The 17,802-nt window shown below is 58.2% G+C and carries 18 protein-coding genes; 5 read left to right on the forward strand and 13 right to left on the reverse strand.

The genetic code is table 11. The annotated features are described in order from the left end of the window. Positions 1 to 65: 65 nt before the first annotated feature. The 6 genes from msrQ to ACA059_RS27000 form a co-directional block, all read right to left on the reverse strand. On the reverse strand, positions 66 to 686 hold the full coding sequence (gene msrQ / locus ACA059_RS26975; protein ID WP_497631601.1) for a protein-methionine-sulfoxide reductase heme-binding subunit MsrQ: 621 nt from the start codon (positions 684 to 686) through the stop codon (positions 66 to 68). Then, entirely contained in the window at positions 686 to 1,699 is a 1,014-nt protein-coding gene (msrP, locus tag ACA059_RS26980; RefSeq protein ID WP_497631602.1) for a protein-methionine-sulfoxide reductase catalytic subunit MsrP, read from the reverse strand. The genes msrQ and msrP overlap by 1 nt, the downstream gene beginning before the upstream one ends. A 58-nt stretch (positions 1,700 to 1,757) precedes the next feature. Beyond that, a complete protein-coding gene (pssA, locus tag ACA059_RS26985) occupies positions 1,758 to 2,612 on the reverse strand; it encodes a CDP-diacylglycerol--serine O-phosphatidyltransferase (RefSeq protein WP_008156794.1) in 855 nt (284 codons plus the stop codon). 144 nt (positions 2,613 to 2,756) lie between these two features. Then, positions 2,757 to 3,773, reverse strand: a complete 1,017-nt coding sequence (gene ilvC, locus ACA059_RS26990) for a ketol-acid reductoisomerase (RefSeq protein ID WP_007948647.1) — start codon at positions 3,771 to 3,773, stop codon at positions 2,757 to 2,759. A gap of 48 nt (positions 3,774 to 3,821) precedes the next feature. Beyond that, positions 3,822 to 4,313 (reverse strand): acetolactate synthase small subunit, encoded by a 492-nt coding sequence (ilvN, locus tag ACA059_RS26995; protein ID WP_003176102.1) that lies wholly within the window; start codon positions 4,311 to 4,313, stop codon positions 3,822 to 3,824. 2 nt (positions 4,314 to 4,315) lie between these two features. Further along, entirely contained in the window at positions 4,316 to 6,040 is a 1,725-nt protein-coding gene (locus tag ACA059_RS27000; protein WP_497631603.1) for an acetolactate synthase 3 large subunit, read from the reverse strand. A gap of 400 nt (positions 6,041 to 6,440) precedes the next feature. Between ACA059_RS27000 and ACA059_RS27005 the strand changes: the two genes are divergently transcribed. Continuing rightward, the gene (locus ACA059_RS27005; protein ID WP_497631604.1) at positions 6,441 to 6,863 is read left to right on the forward strand and encodes a DUF4124 domain-containing protein; all 423 of its coding nucleotides are present in this window, start codon (positions 6,441 to 6,443) and stop codon (positions 6,861 to 6,863) included. A gap of 105 nt (positions 6,864 to 6,968) precedes the next feature. Here the strand turns inward: ACA059_RS27005 and ACA059_RS27010 are convergent, their stop codons facing one another. Genes ACA059_RS27010 through mrcB form a run of 3 tightly spaced genes read right to left on the reverse strand, consistent with a single transcriptional unit; the run spans position 6,969 to position 10,379 of the window. Further along, the gene (locus ACA059_RS27010; RefSeq protein WP_497631605.1) at positions 6,969 to 7,304 is read right to left on the reverse strand and encodes a YqcC family protein; all 336 of its coding nucleotides are present in this window, start codon (positions 7,302 to 7,304) and stop codon (positions 6,969 to 6,971) included. Further along, positions 7,304 to 8,038, reverse strand: a complete 735-nt coding sequence (locus ACA059_RS27015; RefSeq protein ID WP_497631606.1) for a tetratricopeptide repeat protein — start codon at positions 8,036 to 8,038, stop codon at positions 7,304 to 7,306. Before ACA059_RS27015 ends, ACA059_RS27010 begins: the two co-directional genes overlap by 1 nt. A 16-nt stretch (positions 8,039 to 8,054) precedes the next feature. Beyond that, positions 8,055 to 10,379, reverse strand: coding sequence for a penicillin-binding protein 1B (gene mrcB, locus ACA059_RS27020; protein ID WP_497631607.1), 2,325 nt, complete (start codon positions 10,377 to 10,379; stop codon positions 8,055 to 8,057). A 118-nt stretch (positions 10,380 to 10,497) separates the two neighbouring features. Between mrcB and ACA059_RS27025 the strand changes: the two genes are divergently transcribed. From ACA059_RS27025 to ACA059_RS27040, 4 genes are all read left to right on the forward strand, one after another. Next, a complete protein-coding gene (locus ACA059_RS27025) occupies positions 10,498 to 12,054 on the forward strand; it encodes a bifunctional aminoglycoside phosphotransferase/ATP-binding protein (RefSeq protein WP_497631608.1) in 1,557 nt (518 codons plus the stop codon). A gap of 91 nt (positions 12,055 to 12,145) precedes the next feature. Continuing rightward, positions 12,146 to 12,490, forward strand: a complete 345-nt coding sequence (locus tag ACA059_RS27030; RefSeq protein ID WP_497631609.1) for a pentapeptide repeat-containing protein — start codon at positions 12,146 to 12,148, stop codon at positions 12,488 to 12,490. A gap of 296 nt (positions 12,491 to 12,786) precedes the next feature. Next, complete coding sequence (locus tag ACA059_RS27035) at positions 12,787 to 13,059, forward strand: TfoX/Sxy family protein (protein ID WP_003228231.1); 273 nt, start codon at positions 12,787 to 12,789, stop codon at positions 13,057 to 13,059. Between the two features lie 15 nt (positions 13,060 to 13,074). Then, on the forward strand, positions 13,075 to 13,875 hold the full coding sequence (locus ACA059_RS27040) for a Crp/Fnr family transcriptional regulator (RefSeq protein ID WP_497631610.1): 801 nt from the start codon (positions 13,075 to 13,077) through the stop codon (positions 13,873 to 13,875). Between the two features lie 233 nt (positions 13,876 to 14,108). Here ACA059_RS27040 and ACA059_RS27045 read toward each other — a convergent pair whose 3' ends face one another. The 4 genes from ACA059_RS27045 to ACA059_RS27060 are packed head-to-tail and all read right to left on the reverse strand — an operon-like array spanning position 14,109 to position 17,655. Continuing rightward, positions 14,109 to 14,960: a ChaN family lipoprotein gene (locus tag ACA059_RS27045; RefSeq protein ID WP_497631611.1), complete on the reverse strand. Its 852-nt coding sequence runs from the start codon at positions 14,958 to 14,960 to the stop codon at positions 14,109 to 14,111. Between the two features lie 21 nt (positions 14,961 to 14,981). Then, positions 14,982 to 15,749: a heme ABC transporter ATP-binding protein gene (locus ACA059_RS27050; protein ID WP_497631612.1), complete on the reverse strand. Its 768-nt coding sequence runs from the start codon at positions 15,747 to 15,749 to the stop codon at positions 14,982 to 14,984. Continuing rightward, a complete protein-coding gene (locus tag ACA059_RS27055) occupies positions 15,749 to 16,732 on the reverse strand; it encodes a FecCD family ABC transporter permease (protein WP_497634739.1) in 984 nt (327 codons plus the stop codon). The genes ACA059_RS27050 and ACA059_RS27055 overlap by 1 nt, the downstream gene beginning before the upstream one ends. A gap of 50 nt (positions 16,733 to 16,782) precedes the next feature. Next, entirely contained in the window at positions 16,783 to 17,655 is an 873-nt protein-coding gene (locus tag ACA059_RS27060; protein WP_497631613.1) for a heme/hemin ABC transporter substrate-binding protein, read from the reverse strand. Positions 17,656 to 17,802: the final 147 nt, after the last annotated feature.

Here is a 17,802-nt window from a genome sequence, read left to right on the forward strand (position 1 = left end):
TCCGTTTCGACTGCGCCGGAAGTGGGGCGAATTATAGACTTCCAGAATCTGCCGTCAACCCTTAATTACGCTTTTCGTGCAGAAGGTGTCTTTTTGGCTATTAATCGTGGAATTCGGCGGGTTACAGGGGGTAGTCGCAATACTAATAGCAATGTGCCTATAGAGGCGTAAACCGCCCACTCCTTAAGATCAGCGCGCACGATCCACAACATATGCAGCAATCCAAGCCCGAGAACCACATAGGCAAGACGATGTAATTTCTTCCAGCTAGAACCCAAACGCCGCTGACTATAGCGATTTGAGGTTACCGCCAAGGCCAATAAACACAGAAACCCAAGCGCCCCGACAATAATGTACGGCCGTTTGCGCAACTCGACACCCAACTGCGACCAATCAAAGCCGAGGATGAACGCCGTATACCCACTCAAATGCAAAACCACATAAGCGAAGCACCACAACCCCAGTTGCCGCCGGACAGCAACCCACCCCGCCCAACCGGTAAGCTTCTGCACAGGTGTCATGCTTAACGTAATGAGCAGCAGGACAAGCGTCCCCAGCCCCAACCGGTCAACCAGCACCTTGCCCGGATCAGGCCCCAGCACATCCTCCCAGGCCTGATACAACCAAAGCAGCGGCCAGACCGCAGTAGCTATAAAGACGCCAATTCGCCAAAACGGAAATCGCATCAGTAGTTCTTCCGCAAATCGAGCCCTGTATATAGAGAGGCGACTTCATCCGAGTAGCCATTGAACATCTGCGTATCCCGCACATTGGGCTTGAACAGCCCACTCGGCAAACGCCGCTCACGCGCCTGAGTCCAACGCGGATGGTCGACCGCAGGATTTACGTTCGCATAAAAACCATACTCATCCGAGGCAATGCTCTGCCAGGTGGTTTTCGGCTGCTCACTAACCAGACTGATCCGCACGATGGATTTGATGCTCTTGAAGCCGTACTTCCACGGGACCACCAAACGCAGAGGCGCGCCGTTCTGATTCGGCAACTCCCGCCCGTACATACCCACGGCAAGAATCGCCAACGGGTTCATCGCCTCATCCAGGCGCAGCCCTTCCACATAAGGCCAGTCAATCAAGGCAAAACCGGAACGTTGCCCGGGCATGCTCTTGGGATCTTCCAGGGTTTCGAAGCGAATGAATTTGGCATTGGACGTCGGCTCAACTTCCTTGAGCAAGGCCGAGATGGGGAATCCGATCCATGGAATGACCATCGACCAAGCCTCTACACAGCGAAGACGGTAAATACGCTCCTCCAACTGATAAGGCTTCATGAAGTCTTCCAGTGCATACCGTCCCGGCTTGCCCACCTCCCCGTCCACCACCACACTCCAAGGTTCGGTTTTCAGCGCGCCGGCGTTGGCGGCAGGATCACCTTTATCGGTGCCGAACTCATAGAAGTTGTTGTAATGGGTCGCGTCCTTGAATGGCGTGATCGCCTCATCCTTGACGTTGACCGCCCCCCATTTGGTAGCAGGCAGTTTTTCGGCAAACCAGGAAGGCGCCTTGCCAGGCTCGACATCCGCATAACGCGCAGCATCGGCAGCACTGACCCAACGCGGCAAGCCGCTAACAGCCAAACCGGCAACGGCGGCACCGAGAACATTGCGACGAGATAGATAGAGGGATTCTGGCGTGACATCCGACTCAAGACAGTCAGACGCTCTGGGAATTTTGATCAGCATGGCAACTCCGCAGCATTGGAGAACAGATGCACCAATAGACTGCGGAGTATGAGGGAATCTAAGCGTTTTTGTGCCGACGAAGACGTAACAGATATTGAACCGGGCCAGAGGCTGCATAAGCGAGGAAAACCAGCAGCAGGATGCGCGGCGGATCACTGAACACTACGGCAAACACCAACACCACCGCGAGGATGGCCACGAAAGGTACACGCCCCTTCAAATCCAGCTCCTTGAAGCTGTTGTACTTGATGTTGCTGACCATCAGCATTCCGGCGGCAGCGACCATCAGCGCAACCAGGAAGGACATCTTCGAGCCCTGAATGCCGTAATCACTGAACGCCCAGACAATGCCTGCAACCACACCAGCAGCAGCCGGACTGGCCAGACCAATGAAGTAGCGCTTGTCCGCAGTGCCGACCTGGGTATTGAAACGCGCCAGACGCAACGCTGCACCGGCTACATAAATGAAGGCAACCATCCAGCCGACCTTACCCATGTCGCCCAAGGCCCAACCGAATGCCAACAATGCTGGCGCAACACCAAAGGCGACCATGTCGGACAGCGAGTCGTACTCGGCACCGAAGGCGCTCTGGGTATTGGTCATACGGGCAACGCGACCATCGAGGCCGTCGAGCACCATCGCGACAAAAATCGCGATCGCTGCAAAAGCAAAATACTTGCTCGCACCAATCGAATCACCGGCACTCAAGGCGCTCTGGGCGCTCATCGAGTTGATGATGGAATAAAACCCTGCGAACAGATTCGCAGTGGTAAACAGATTCGGCAGAAGATAGATACCACGATGCCGGACTTTACGACCTTCAGCGTCATGCCCTTCCTCGATGTGTTCATCGATGGGCAGCAGGCTTTCGGCGTCAGAAGCCTGGTTTGGCTCTTCGGGACGTTCGCTCATGGACATTACCTTGCAACGGGGTGGAAAGTTTGGACAGGTGTCTGGGACGACGGTTCGGCCGCAAACGATGCAGCTTTATACCAGAACCAGCTACCCAAACGAAAAAACGCGGCCTAGGCCGCGTTTTTCGTACAAGTGCGCGACTTAGTTTTTAGCTTTGTCGACGATCTTGTTGGCACCGATCCACGGCATCATGGAGCGCAGTTGCTCGCCGATGATTTCGATTCCGTGAGCGGCGTTGTTACGACGCTTGGCGGTCATCGAAGGATAGCCGGTAGCGCCTTCGCTGATAAACATCTTGGCGTATTCGCCGTCCTGAATACGTTTCAGGGCGTTGCGCATGGCCTGACGGGATTCGGCGTTGATCACTTCCGGACCAGTCACGTACTCGCCGTATTCAGCGTTATTGGAGATCGAGTAGTTCATGTTGGCGATACCGCCTTCGTACATGAGGTCAACGATCAGCTTCAGTTCGTGCAGGCATTCGAAGTAGGCCATTTCCGGCGCGTAGCCAGCTTCAACCAGGGTTTCGAAACCGGCTTTAACCAGCTCAACGGTACCGCCGCACAGAACGGCTTGTTCGCCGAACAGGTCGGTTTCAGTCTCGTCCTTGAAGGTGGTTTCGATGATGCCGGTACGACCGCCACCAACGCCAGCAGCGTAGGACAATGCAACGTTTTTGGCGTTGCCGGAAGCATCCTGATAGATAGCGATCAGGTCAGGGATACCGCCGCCTTTGACGAACTCGGAACGCACGGTGTGGCCCGGAGCTTTCGGCGCGATCATGATCACGTCGAGGTCAGCGCGCGGAACAACCTGGTTGTAGTGGATCGCGAAGCCGTGGGAGAAGGCCAGGGTGGCGCCTTTCTTGATGTTCGGCTCGATTTCGTTCTTGTACAGAGCGGACTGGAACTCGTCCGGGGTCAGGATCATGACCAGGTCGGCAGCCGCTACAGCGGAAGCAACGTCGGTCACTTTCAGGCCATGAGCTTCGGCTTTGGCAACAGTGGCCGAACCTTTACGCAGACCAACAGTAACGTCAACGCCGGAGTCTTTCAGGTTGCACGCTTGAGCGTGGCCCTGGGAACCGTAACCGATGATGGCAACTTTCTTGCCCTGGATGATCGACAGGTCGCAGTCTTTTTCGTAATAAACTTTCATGAAATTCCCCTATATATCCAGGCCGTTCAGGCCATTCGCTAATTTGGTTTAGATGCTGAGTACTTTGTCGCCGCGGGCAATACCGGTTACGCCGCTGCGGACGGTCTCCAGAATCGAGGCGGTGCCAATGGACTGAATGAAGCTGTCGAGCTTATCGCTGGTACCGGTCAATTGAACGGTATACACGCTAGCGCTGACGTCAACGATCTGCCCACGATAAATATCGGTAGTACGTTTGATCTCGGCACGCTGGGCGCCGGTGGCCTTGACCTTGACCAGCATCAGTTCGCGCTCGATGTGAGCACTCTCCGACAGGTCGACCAGCTTGACCACTTCGATCAGCTTGTTCAGGTTTTTAGTGATCTGCTCGATAACTTCATCGTGACCAACCGTGGTCAGCGTCAGACGCGACAGGGTCGGGTCTTCGGTAGGTGCCACGGTCAGGCTTTCGATGTTGTAGTTGCGCTGCGAGAACAGGCCGACTACACGAGACAGAGCGCCCGGTTCGTTTTCCAGAAGCAAGGAAATAATATGCCGCATGATTAAGTACGCTCCGTCTTGCTCAGCCACATATCGCGCATGGAGCCGTCTTTGATCTGCATCGGGTAGACGTGCTCGCTGGTGTCGACCGAAACATCGATGATCACCAGACGATCCTTCATGGCGAACGCTTCTTCCATCTTCGACTTCAAATCTTTCGATTCGGTGATGCGCACGCCGACGTGACCATAGGCCTCCGCCAACTTGACGAAATCAGGCAGCGACTCCATGTAGGAGTGCGAGTGACGGCTGCCGTAACTCATGTCCTGCCACTGGCGAACCATACCCAGCACGCCGTTATTCAGGATGACGATTTTTACCGGCAAACCGTATTGCAGGCAGGTCGACAGTTCCTGAATGTTCATCTGGATGCTGCCCTCGCCCGTCACGCAGACGACGTCGTCATCCGGGAAGCTCAGCTTGATGCCCATGGCCGCCGGAAAACCGAAGCCCATGGTGCCCAGGCCACCCGAGTTGATCCAGCGGTTCGGCTTGTTGAACGTGTAGTACTGCGCCGCAAACATTTGGTGCTGGCCCACGTCGGAGGCCACAAAGGCATCGCCCTTGGTGACTTCGCACAGGGTTTCGATCACGGTCTGCGGCTTGATGACGCTGCCGTCGCCCTTGTCGTAAGGGAACAGGCCGCGGTCGCCACGCCACTCGTCAACTTGCTTCCACCAACTGGCAACGGACTCCTTGTTAGGGGTCTCGCCGATCTCCTTGAGGATCGCGACCATTTCGGTCAGGACACTCTCCACCGGACCGACGATAGGAACGTCTGCCTTGATGGTTTTGGAAATCGAAGCCGGGTCGATGTCGATGTGAATGATCTTGGCATTCGGGCAGAACTTGGCCGGGCCGTTGATCACGCGGTCGTCGAAACGAGCGCCGACTGCAAGGATCACGTCGGCATGGTGCATCGCCAGGTTAGCGGTGTAGCTGCCGTGCATGCCGAGCATGCCGATGAACTGACGGTCGGTGCCAGGGTAGGCACCCAGACCCATCAGGGTATTGGTCACTGGCAGGTTGAGCATCTTCGCCAGCTCGGTCAGCGGCGCGGAGCCACCACCGAGAATCACGCCGCCGCCTGCGTACATCACAGGACGCTTGGCCGCCAGGAGCATTTCTGCCGCCTTGCGGATTTGCCCGGAGTGACCGCGAACGGCCGGGCTGTAGGAACGCAGCTTGGCTTTTTTCGGGAAGATGTATTCAAACTTCTCGGCCGGGTTGGTCATGTCTTTCGGGATATCGACAACGACCGGACCAGGACGACCGGATTGCGCGAGGTAGAACGCTTTCTTCATGACTTCCGGGATTTCCGACGCGTGCTTGATCATGAAGCTGTGCTTCACGATCGGCCGGGAGATACCGATCATGTCGGTTTCCTGGAACGCATCGGTGCCCACCATGGTGCTAGGCACCTGGCCGGAAATGACCACCATCGGAATGGAGTCCATGTAGGCCGTGGCAATACCGGTAATGGCGTTGGTTGCCCCCGGGCCGGAGGTCACCAGTACCACACCGGCTTTACCGGTGGCACGGGCATAGCCGTCAGCCATATGGGTCGCAGCCTGTTCGTGACGAACCAGGATGTGGGTCACTTCCGGTTCTTTGAACAGGGCATCGTAAACATGAAGAAGAGCACCACCCGGGTACCCGTAGATATATTTGACGCCTTCGTCACGCAAAAAGCGGACGAGCATCTCACCGCCAGATAAAAGCTCCACGTTGTTCACCTCTAAAACGCCAGAATACCGCCCACATAAAAGGGGACGGGTCTTAATAGGTTTACTTCTCAGCAGAGCATGAGCGACGGTGGTCGCCGACTACGTCAGCACTGACTGAGCAAGTATTGGGATCGTCCCAAGTGTTGCGGGCCTTTCCCACCCAGCGCGAGGTAACGCGTTGCGGGTGTAACAGGTCGGCGCGGATGTGCGCCTCATGATCTGCTGAGCGGGCCTGCTTCTGGCAGTCCCTCTACAGCGGACTTTGGATTCTTCTGTTTCGTCCTCTCCAAGTCAAGTCGTCTATGTGCTTTATTGAACTAAGCACATGAGAAAGCAAGAAAAAACCGCTAAACAGCAACTGTGTTAGCTTCAATTGCGCAACCCAATACAAGGAAATGGCATGCGAACGTTTTTCCTGACCGCCAGCCTGCTGATTGGCATCAGCCCTTTGTGCATGGCCGCTCAGATCTACAAATGGGTCGACGCCCAGGGCGTCACCCACTTCGACGCCCAGCCACCCCAAGGCCGGGAAGCCACTACCGTGGTCACGCCCTCCTCGCCTGCCAGCAACCAGCCCCCGCCGCCACGCAGCGGTGCCATTGGCGATCAACAGGCCATCGACAATAAAGTTAAAAAGCAGGTCACCGAGCAGCAAGCCCAGCTAAAGGCATTCTGCGAACAGGCGCGGACGAACCTGGCTCAACTGCAGAACAATCCGCGAATACGGGAGGATGTCGAAGGTGAGATGCGCCGCCTGACCGACCAGCAACGTCAGGAGCGCATTAGCGAAGCACAGAAACAGATTGCGGATAATTGCCAGTAGACACCTGTAGGAGCTGTCGAGTGAACCGAGGCTGCGATCTTTTTAAAAGCAAAGTCAAAAGATCGCAGCCTCGGTTCACTCGACAGCTCCTACAACGGATCGGATTCAGCGGGATGCGGTGATCAGCAGATCAAACTCTTTGAGCAGCGCCTTCAACTGCCGGTCCTTGCCCTGAACATTACGGGCAGCGAAGACCATTTCGGCCATCTCCTGAATTCCCGAAGCGTTTGGCAAGGGCAGATCCTGCTCGAGGATCACCTTCATCCGCGGAAGGAAGATCCATTGCAGCCACTGTTCGAAATCCAGCGTATCGACCGAGAATGGTTCGACACTGGAAAGCGCTTCGGCGGAGGGCGAGACCTCGTCCCACCAACCCTGAACCCGCAGCTCGCGCTCGATCAATAGCAACTGTTCGGCAATCTTCGGAAAGCGTGCATCCATCACAGCGAAACCTTGGCCTTCTGACGGGCCAATGATGCGCCAGCAGAATCGCCCTGTTTCTCACGCGCCTGAGCGATCAATCCCCACAGACTGGCCTGAAGTGCCGGACGACCGTTGGCGAAGGTCAGGCCACGACGAGCAAACTGCTCGGCTTGTGGCGCATCGCCTTGAGCCATACGCACCTGACCCAGACGATAAAGCACTTGCGGCTCACGCGGCGCAACACGCTGGGCGCGCTCGAGGCTGGAGGAAGCACCATTGAGATCACCGCTCGCCTGTTGCTGCTGAGCGGTAGTCAGCAAGGCCAGAACCGGACCGTCCAATTGCTCGTCGGCAGACAAGCCACCGGAGCTCGCCGAAGGAATCCCGCTCGGCGTCGACGGCATGCTGTAGCTGCCCTGATTGACCGGTGCCGACTGGACCGGCGCGGTATCGATCGGCCCCGGGGTAATCGGGCCTGGCGTGATCGGCGCAGTGCTGATCGGTGCCGACGTCGTTGCCCCGCCACCTGGCACCATCACGACGACGCCGGTATCACCTTGTGGAATCGCCTGAGTCTGGGCTTGCGCAGGACGTTTAGTCGTCGTCTGACGGAAACCGCCATTCGCCGAAACCCGTTCACTGTTCGAAACGGCGCTACCGGAATCCACAACCGGAATCGAACCGCGTTGTACGGAGGAGCAACCGCTGAGCAAAGCCACGGCGGTAACCGCTGGAATCAACCACTTGTTCACTTGAAACCCTCTTTGCTTAATTCATCCAGCCCTTGACCCAATCCATCACCGTTTCGCCGGAAACAGGGCTTTCGCCACCGCAAGCGGCACCGGGAGGCGGTTCGCTGCCGCGAATATACGGCATCTGCACCGCGCCTGGGCAGTTGGCATCAGAGCCTTGTCCGGTACGCGAATCGACCCAGGCCTGAACAATGTTGTCTGGCTGCGGCATGTCCAGCGGCAACGGATCGGCCTTGCGCATGAAACTGGTCCAGACCTGCAGCGCACCAGTGGCACCGGTGAACGGTGTCTTGCCGTTGTCATCGCGACCCAGCCAGACCACTGCCAGCAGGTCCTGACTGAAACCGGCGAACCAGCTGTCCCGCGAATCGTTACTGGTGCCGGTCTTGCCGGCCAGGGTCAGGGTTTTCGGCAACACGTTGTAAACCGAACTACCGGTACCTTCACGCATGACCCGCTGCATGGCGCTCTGGATCAGGTAAATGGAGGCCGGATCGAAACGCTGCTGAATCTGGAACGGATAACGCTTGAGCGGTTCGCCTTCAGCGGTCAATACGCTACGGATCCCGCGCATCGGCGTATTGAAACCGCCGTTGGCCAGGGTCTGGTACATAGTCGCCACTTCGATCGGGGTCAGACCGCCAGCGCCCAGCAACATCGACGGGAATGCCGGAAATTCGCGACTCACACCGAGACGCGCCAGGGTCTTCAGGACATTCGGCACGCCCACCGCCAACCCGAGACGCGCGGTCGACAGGTTGTAGGAATGCGCCAGGCCCTGATACAGGAATACGGTGCCGTGGGAACGGCGATCGTAGTTCTGCGGTTTCCAGACTTGACCGTCCGCGCCTTTGACCGAGAAGGAATCGTCCGACAGCCAACTGGTCAATGTGTACTGGCTCGGCTTCTCAAGGGCTGTCAGATAAACCGCCGGTTTGATCAAAGAACCGATCGGTCGTACAGCATCCAGCGCACGGTTGAAGCCGGCAAAACTCGCCTGACGACTGCCGATCATGGCCTGGACTTCGCCGGTTTCCGGATTGGTCACGACCATGGCCGCTTCAACCTCATCGGAACCCTTGCGCCCGGAGAGTCTCTTGAAGGTGTCGTTGACCGACGCTTCAGCTTTCATCTGCAGGATCGGGTCGAAACTGGTGAAGATCCGCAGACCTTCTTCGGTCAAGTCTTCGTCGCGATAGTCTTCGCGCAGCTGACGCTTGACCAGATCCAGGAAGCCCGGAAACGAGCTGTCCGCCAGCTTGCCGCGAGTCGTCACACCCAGTGGCATTTTCTTCGCGCCAGCGACCTGCTCGGCGGTGGCAACACCTTGTTGCTCAAGTACATCGAGCACGAGATTGCGCCGTTCAAGCGCCCGCTCAGGGTTGCGACGCGGGTTGTAATAGGACGGCCCCTTGACCATGCCCACCAGCATTGCGACTTGATGCAGTTTCAGTTCGGACAACGGTTGCCCGAAGAAAAACTGGCTTGCCAAGCCGAAGCCATGCACTGCGCGCTGGCCATCCTGACCGACGAACACTTCATTGAGGTAAGCCTCAAGAATCTCTCGTTTGTCGTAATGCAGCTCAAGCAACATCGCCATCATGGCTTCGGTGAGTTTACGGGTCAGGCTGCGTTCGCTGGTCAGGTAGAAGTTCTTGACCAACTGTTGTGTCAGCGTACTGCCGCCCTGGGTCATCTTGCCGCCAGAGGTGTTGACGTAGACGGCGCGGGCAATCGACTTGGGCGACACGCCCCAATGGCTATAGAAATCCCGATCTTCCACAGCGACCAGGGTTTCCAGCAGATAGGGCGGGACCTGATCGATCTTGATCAGAATGCGATCTTCGAGGTTTTTCGGGTAAATCCCGCCGATCAGCAGCGGCTCAAGGCGCACCACAGAAAGCTTCGAACCGTTGGTCGCCGAAAGTTCGGCCACGTAGTCGCCGGAGAACCGCACACGCACAGGCTGGGGTTTCTCCAGGCCTTCATAGAACTGGAAGCCACGGGTATTCAAGTCGACGGTGTTGCCACTGACCGCCGCCGCGCCGGGGCCATTGCTCACGGCTTCGCGTCGGTAGCCCAAGGCGTCGAGCTCGGTGAGGAAGTCTTCCTTGCTCAACTTCTGGCCGGTAAACAGCTCCAGCGGGCGCGCGTACACCTTGGCCGGAATGGTCCAGCGCTTGCCGGAGAACTTCTCCTGGACGATCGCGTCGAGGTAAACCGCGAACCCGGCCAGCACCACAAGGCCGACCAGACTGAGTTTAAGGGCCCAGCCCAGCCAGGGGCGCAGGCCCTTGGAAGGTGGTTTTTTTGGGGTACGGGGGGATCGAGTACGAGTCATGGCGGCGGATTATACGCACTTTATTCATACTCAACAGGAGCCCTCCGAGGTTTGCGTCAGACGGACTTGCGGCCATAATGACGGCCGTGAATTTTCCCCAGACTCTGAAGGATCGCCTGTGAGCCAGTCCCTGATCGCCGCCCTGCAAAACCCGGCCCTCTACCCGCATCCCGTAGACGGGTTCCAGGTCATCGAAACCCATATCTCCTGGGTAATCCTCACCGGCCCCTTTGCTTATAAAGTGAAGAAGCCAGTGAATTTCGGCTTCCTGGATTTCACCAGCCTCGACGCTCGCAAGCATTTTTGCGGGGAAGAGCTGCGTCTTAACCAGCGCCTGACCAACGATTTGTACCTCGAAGTGCTGCCGATCACCGGCAGCGCCGAAGCGCCACAATTGGGCGGCGATGGTCCGGTTGTCGATTACGTACTGAAGATGCGTCAATTCCCACAAAGCGGGTTACTCAGCACCCTGCAAGCCAATGGCGAATTGACCACTGCGCACATCGACGAGATGGCCGCGCAGATCGCCCAATTTCACCTCAGCGCACCGAAAGTGCCTGCCGAACACGAAGCCGGCACGCCGGACAGCGTGATGGCACCGGTACGCCAGAACTTCGAACAGATCCGCCCGTTCCTCAGCGACAAGGCCGATCTGCTGCAACTGGATGCGCTGCAAGCCTGGGCCGAAAGCTGCTTCGAACGCCTCAAGCCACTGTTCGCCCAGCGCAAGGCCGAAGGTTTCATCCGCGAATGCCACGGTGACATCCACCTGGGCAACGCCACCGTGATCGACGGCAAGGTCGTGATCTTCGACTGCATCGAGTTCAACGAACCGTTCCGCTTCACCGACGTTTACGCCGACACCGGCTTCCTGGCGATGGACCTGGAAGACCGTGGCCTGAAGAGTCTGGCGCGCCGCTTCATCAGCCAATACCTGGAATTGACCGGCGATTACCAGGGTCTTGAGTTGCTGAACTTCTATAAAGCCTACCGCGCACTGGTTCGCGCCAAGGTCAGCCTGTTCAGCATGCCGGCCGAGGCCGACCCGGTGCAGCGAGCCACCACCCTGCGTCAGTACCGCAACTACGCCAACCTGGCGGAAAGCTACAGCACCATTCCTTCGCGCTTCATGGCCATCACCCACGGTGTTTCTGCCGTCGGCAAGAGCCACGTGGCCATGCGTCTGGTGGAAGCATTGGGCGCCATTCGCCTGCGTTCCGATGTAGAGCGCAAACGTCTGTTCGGCGAGCAAACCGTGCCAAACGACCCTCAGGCCGGCATCTATAGCGCCGACGCCAGTGCCGCCACTTACACCCGCCTGCATGAAATTGCCGCGGTAATCCTGCGTGCTGGTTTCCCGGTGGTGATCGATGCGACGTACCTCAAGCGTGACCAGCGAGACGGCGCAGCAAAAATCGCCGAAGCCACCGGCGCGCCATTCCTGATCCTCGATTGCAATGCGCCGCAAGCGGTGATCGAGAGCTGGCTGGCCCTGCGTCAGGCAGACAAAAAGGACCCGTCCGACGCCAACCTGGCGGTTATCGAAGCCCAACAAGCCACTCGCGAGGCTCTGACGCCAGCAGAGATTCTCTGCAGCAAACGCGTTCAAACCAATGAAAGCGGAACCCTCGACACGGTCGTTGCACAGATTCGCCAGCGCCTGCCGGGTCTGTAAGAAACTATTTCAGCCGTGAAGCCTTCGTCGGCTTCACGGCTGCCAAATAGTGGCACTATACTGGCGTCATAAAACCAACAGGTGATCTGACATGAGCCAGCCGAAACTTCTCGACACCCCGCTTTATGCCTTTCTGCACAAAGACGACATCACTGGCTTCAACAACGAGCGCCCAAAAGACAGACCTATCGACATGGTCGGTGGCGATTTCCGGGGGCTGGACCTGCGTGAACTGAACGCCGACGGCGTCGACTTTACCGATGCCTACTTCCGCTCCGCCGACTTGCGCGGCATCGACTTTCGCAACGCCTCCCTGGAAGGTGCGAGTCTTGCTCATGCACAGATCTCCGGCGCCTACTTCCCGCCAGAGCTGAGTGCCGACGAGATCCTGATGTCGATGAATTTCGGTACGCGCCTGCGTTATCGCACCCGCTAACACCCGCATTGCCTCCCTGACACGACGCAGCCCCTGTGGGAGCGGGCTTGCTCGCGAAAGCGATTTAACATTCAACATTTATGTCGACTGACACTACGTCTTCGCGAGCAAGCCCGCTCCCACCGTTATCCGCGCTGCCCACTTCTCCTGCGTTCGCAGACATCCCTTCAGCGCCTGGCGTCCGCCTCTTAGAAGCTTTTGCGTCGAAACCGACCAAACAATCACGCTTTTCCTACTGATGGCTACACTCCTGAGAAGCTCGCCCACGCACCGTTCGGCCGTCGCAAGGAGGCTTGATGAATGATGAACTGCAGCACCTGAAGAATCTTGGCAAGACGTCGGCGCAGTGGCTGCATGCCGTGGGCATCCACAGCGCCTCGGACTTGCGTCGACTGGGGGCGGTGGATGCTTATCGGGCCGTGCGCACGCGCGGGTTTCGGGCGTCCAAAGTGTTGTTGTATGCCATCGAAGGTGCCCTGATGGATGTGCACTGGAATGACATTCCCGCCGAGCGCAAGGATGCCTTGAACAAACAGCTGGAAGCTATCTCGTCACGTCACAAGAACTGAACGGACGCAGCAGCCATGTACCTACTTGGGGAACAACCGGCTTACGCCGACGCGCTGATCAACCGACTGCAACATATTCCCGTCCGGCTGCTGGAAGGTTTGATGCCGTGCGGACCGAGCCTGGAGTTTTCAGCTGTCGATGATCTGGCAGCCCTGTTACCCGGCAATCAACTGTTTGTGTTGAAAAATGGCCTGCTGCATGGGTGCATCGACGAGCGGGCATTGTTCTATCTGCACGAGGGAGATCTGATTGGCTTGCGCCAGGGTACGGAACTGCCCCGCTGCCGCTTTCGCAGCGATAGCCCGTTAGCACTGACGCCTTATCTGCGATCCGAGGTTTTTCAGCATATCTATGCCGACCCGGAGCGGTCGGAGTTGTTTCTTCAATACATGGCCGGTCAGTCCGCCCTGCTGTCCGACGCACTCGCCCGCCTGAAACAACCCGAGTTTCGAAACACCAATGGATTTCAGCGCGTAGCCAGTGGCGAAGTGTTGATCCGTCAGGGCGATGAACCGGATCAGGTGTTCGTCATCATTGATGGCCACGCCGAAGCCTTTGTCGACGGGCACAAAGTCGGCGATATACCCAAGGACGAGATTTTTGGCGCCATGGCGGTGTTCACTGGCGAGAAGCGTAACGCCAGCGTGATCACCAGCGAGCCCAGCACTGTCATGCTGATCCCCAAGGACCAGTTTCTCAGCCTGACCCAAAGCAATCCGAAGATCGCCCATAGCCTGATTGCGAGCATGGCCCGACATATCGACTTGCTGAACAAGCAGATCATTCTGATGAGCTCGCTCAACCGCACAGGCTGAAACCCAATGATTACGGGCGTTTCCAGCGAACGGGCAGCGTATTTCAAATAATTGAGGAATCAGCGGTTGACTTGGTAATGAGAATCGCTATGATTATCACAACTGGTCGCGAGACTGGTCGATATTTGAAAAGCCCTTGGTTCGGACTCTCAGATATCTCCTCATCAGGCTAATCACGGTTATTTGACCCGGCTCTTGCCGGGTCTTTTTTTGCCTGGAGAAAAGTCGTTCGATCACTTGCCAAATTGCTTACGCATTTGCGCACAGTAATCCTGGGGCGGCGTGGCAGGCGTGTACCAGACGTAATCAGCCATGGCCGGTGTAACCTCGCTGCCCTGCTCCGCCAGCATCAGCACCACAGGCGCCTGAGGTTCTCCCAGATCAAGTACATGAATCGGCACGCCGACATCCTTGCGCGCATGGTAAGCGCCGGCAAACAGCAGTGAAGGCGAAGGCGCAGCCAGCAAGCGCTCGGCCATCCGTCGGTCACGTTGCTGCTGGACCGCCAGCATCGCCGGCATCTGCGATTCGGGCAGCAAACCGCAGTGGGAGTCGCTGACTTGCTTCAGCAACTCGCCCTTCACTGAAGCTGCGTTGGAACGCGAACCGCTCAATGTCGTAGGGTTGGCGTAAACGGCACGGACTTCAGACATGTCCAGATTGGCTGCCAGCAGCGGGTATGGCTGGGAAAGCGCGAAGCGAACGATCGGCCCATACAGATCCCAGTCCCAGCCAGACTGCCAGGCCAATGCACCGGGCAAATCCGCCGGTGGTGTCGAAGCGTGACGAACGTCATCGACGCGCAGCTGTTGATCCGGCGTAAGCATTTCCAGCAGCAGACTGCCTTGAGGTCGCCGCTCACCCAGCGACTGCAATAACCACAGCTGCAGTTCATGGTGATCGCGATTGTCATGTTGCTCGCCCACGATCAGTCTCGAAGGCTTTTCCAACCGTTTAACCAATTCCTCTACCGTGAGGGTTTGACCGCTGCGCAAGTCCCGAATCTCGCCGACAACCGGTGGCGGAGTCGAAACATGCTGACAGGCACTCAGCAACAGCAAGGCCAGCATCAAAAACCCACGCATGTGTTCACCCCTATAAAAAGCTCAGCGGGCGATGATCAGCGGATGCCCACGCTCCGGGTGCTGCTGCACCAGCACTTCCAGCCCGAACACGGCCTTCAGTGGTTCCGGGCGCAACACCTGCTCCGGTGTATCGAGCGCCACAGGGCGCCCGCCTTCGAGCAGTAACAGGCGATCACAATAGCGCGCTGCCAGGTTCAGATCATGCAGGATCACCAGCACAGCCGCGCCACGATTGGCGAACTCGCGTACGGCTTGCAATGTGGTGTGCTGATGAAGCGGGTCGAGCATCGACGTTGGCTCATCGAGCAACAACGTTTGCCCCGCTTCGCCTGGCCAGAGCTGCGCCAGAACCCGCGCCAGATGCACCCGCTGACGTTCGCCACCGGACAAGGCCAGATAGCTGCGACCACTCAAATGCCCGGCATCGGCAGCCTGCAACGCGGCGGCAACAATCTCGTCATCGCGGACCCGACCGCTTTGATGGGGTAAGCGGCCCATGCCGACCACTTCTTCGACACGAAAGGCGAAGTCCAGGGTCGACACCTGCGGCAATACCGCCAAACGCTGCGCTCGCGACGTCCCCGTCCAATCGCTCAACTCGCGCTCGTCGAGCCAGACGCTGCCATGATGAGCCTGCAACTCGCCGCACAAGGCGCCGAGCAAGGTGCTTTTGCCGGCGCCGTTCGGCCCCAGCACACCGAGGACTTCGCCCGGTTTGAGCTCAAGTGTGATGTCCGTCAGGACAATCTTTCGGCCGCGACGGATTTGCAGATTCTGCGTTCGCAACATCAGGCACGCCCTCTGAGCAATAAATACAGAAAGAACGGCGCCCCGATAAAAGCCGTGACGATCCCGATCGGCAATTCGGCCGGTGCCAGGGCCAGTCGCGCCACCAGATCGGCAAACAACAAAAGACTGGCACCCGCCAATACTGACGCTGGCAATAGCACACGATGATCCGGCCCGGCCAGCAGTCGCACCAGGTGCGGCACCACCAGACCAACAAACCCGATCATCCCCGCTGCGGCCACCGCTGCACCGACACCCAACGCCGTGCAGAACACCAATTCACGCTTGAGCCCTTCGACGTCGATGCCCAGGTGACCGGCCTCCGACTCACCCAGCAACAACGCATTCAAGGCTTTGGCCCGGCGCGGCAGCCACAGCGCCACGCCGGCACTGATCAGCAGTAACGGCCAGAGCCGCGAATAGCTGGCGCCATTGAGGCTGCCCAGGTTCCAAAACGTCAGGGTGCGCAGCGTCGCGTCATCCGCCAGATAGGTGAATAACCCCACGGCGGAGCCGGCCAGCGCAGTCAACGCAATACCGGCCAACAGCATGGTCGCGACATTGGTCTGCCCACTGCGCCGGCCCAGTCGATACACCAACGCCGTCACGCCGAGCCCGCCGAGAAACGCGCACAGCGATAACAGATACGGCCCGAAGGATTCAGGCAGACCGCCGAACACAGAACCACCGACGATCGCAATTGCCGCGCCCAATGCTGCACCGCTGGAGACGCCGACCAGCCCCGGATCGGCCAGAGGATTACGAAACAACCCCTGCATCGCCACGCCGGACAGTGCCAATACACCCCCCACGGCCAAACCCAACAAGGTTCGCGGCAAGCGAATCTGCCCGAGGATCAGCTCGGCCTGCTCCAGCCCGTCGGGCGCGATCGGTACACCCACCAGCCGCAGGGCTGCGCGCAAGGTGTCGAATAACGGCAAGCTCACGGGCCCAAGCGCCAATGAAAGCCAGATGGCCAACACACACAGCAGGATCAGACCAATGAATAAAGCACGGGGTTTAACCAGGATGGTCATTGGCCGGCCGAACCGGGGGAAAAGGCGTCAGACAGTTTTTTCAACGCATCGGGTAGCCGCGGCCCCAAGCCCCCCACCAACAAGGTCGGATCAAGCTCAATGACTCGCCCGTCCTTGGCCGCGCGGGTCGAGGACAGGATCGGGTTCTCCTTGAACAAGGCCGCACGGGCCGCATCGCCGCTCAGCGCACGATCGGCAAACACCAGCACCTCAGGATCCAGACTGACCAGGGATTCGACAGAAAAGGGTTTGTAGCCGGTATGCGTGGCCAGATTGTGCCCACCGGCCTGTTGCAGCAACCAATCGGCGGCGGTGTCCTTGCCGGCGATGAGCGGTTTGCCGCCCGCATGGCCAAGCAACAACAGCACGCCCGGCGATTTTTCTTTCAACTGCGCCCGAGTGACCCGGATTTTTTGCTGATCGAGTTGCTGTTGATATGCCTGAAACAATTGTGAGGCCTTATCTTCAGCGCCGAGTAACTTGCCCAAATGCTGCAAATTACCCTGCAACGTCGGCAGATCCGGCTGGGCCGAGAACAGTTCGACCTGCACGCCCGCACTGCGAACCTGCGAAAGTACCGGTGGCGGCCCCATTTCCTCGGTGCCGACCAATATCTGTGGGCGTAAGCTCAAGATGCCCTCCGCCGACAATTGCCGCTGATACCCGATACTCGGCAATGCCTTGAGCGATTCCGGGTGCTGGCTGGTGGTGTCGACACCCACCAGTTTCGATTCACCGCCCAGCGCGCTGATCCATTCCGATAAAGCTCCACCGGCACTGACCCAACGTTGTGGCAACTCGGCCGCTGCGGCGTGGTGGCTGACGAGGAGTCCGACACAGAGCGCAGCAACGCGGGTACTCAGGCGCATAAACAGCTTCCTTTAGGGTTTTCCCGGGCATTGAAATGACAGGCCACGTATCCTTGGCGCCTGGCATCTGAACCGAAGGGCAAGGCGGCCATTTGATAATTGTTTGCATTTGAACGTCAAGCTCGGACATATCCAGTCACGAGCCGC

Source organism: Pseudomonas sp. LBUM1647, assembly GCF_059716175.1.

Bases quoted from the DNA above. Each gene is read 5' to 3' on its own strand.
- msrQ (WP_497631601.1), bottom strand. From the start codon at position 686: ATGCGATTTCCGTTTTGGCGAATTGGCGTCTTTATAGCTACTGCGGTC.
- msrP (WP_497631602.1), bottom strand. From the start codon at position 1,699: ATGCTGATCAAAATTCCCAGAGCGTCTGACTGTCTTGAGTCGGATGTC.
- pssA (WP_008156794.1), bottom strand. From the start codon at position 2,612: ATGAGCGAACGTCCCGAAGAGCCAAACCAGGCTTCTGACGCCGAAAGC.
- ilvC (WP_007948647.1), bottom strand. From the start codon at position 3,773: ATGAAAGTTTATTACGAAAAAGACTGCGACCTGTCGATCATCCAGGGC.
- ilvN (WP_003176102.1), bottom strand. From the start codon at position 4,313: ATGCGGCATATTATTTCCTTGCTTCTGGAAAACGAACCGGGCGCTCTG.
- ACA059_RS27005 (WP_497631604.1), top strand. From the start codon at position 6,441: ATGCGAACGTTTTTCCTGACCGCCAGCCTGCTGATTGGCATCAGCCCT.
- ACA059_RS27010 (WP_497631605.1), bottom strand. From the start codon at position 7,304: ATGGATGCACGCTTTCCGAAGATTGCCGAACAGTTGCTATTGATCGAG.
- mrcB (WP_497631607.1), bottom strand. From the start codon at position 10,379: ATGACTCGTACTCGATCCCCCCGTACCCCAAAAAAACCACCTTCCAAG.
- ACA059_RS27030 (WP_497631609.1), top strand. From the start codon at position 12,146: ATGAGCCAGCCGAAACTTCTCGACACCCCGCTTTATGCCTTTCTGCAC.
- ACA059_RS27035 (WP_003228231.1), top strand. From the start codon at position 12,787: ATGAATGATGAACTGCAGCACCTGAAGAATCTTGGCAAGACGTCGGCG.
- ACA059_RS27040 (WP_497631610.1), top strand. From the start codon at position 13,075: ATGTACCTACTTGGGGAACAACCGGCTTACGCCGACGCGCTGATCAAC.
- ACA059_RS27045 (WP_497631611.1), bottom strand. From the start codon at position 14,960: ATGCGTGGGTTTTTGATGCTGGCCTTGCTGTTGCTGAGTGCCTGTCAG.
- ACA059_RS27050 (WP_497631612.1), bottom strand. From the start codon at position 15,749: ATGTTGCGAACGCAGAATCTGCAAATCCGTCGCGGCCGAAAGATTGTC.
- ACA059_RS27060 (WP_497631613.1), bottom strand. From the start codon at position 17,655: ATGCGCCTGAGTACCCGCGTTGCTGCGCTCTGTGTCGGACTCCTCGTC.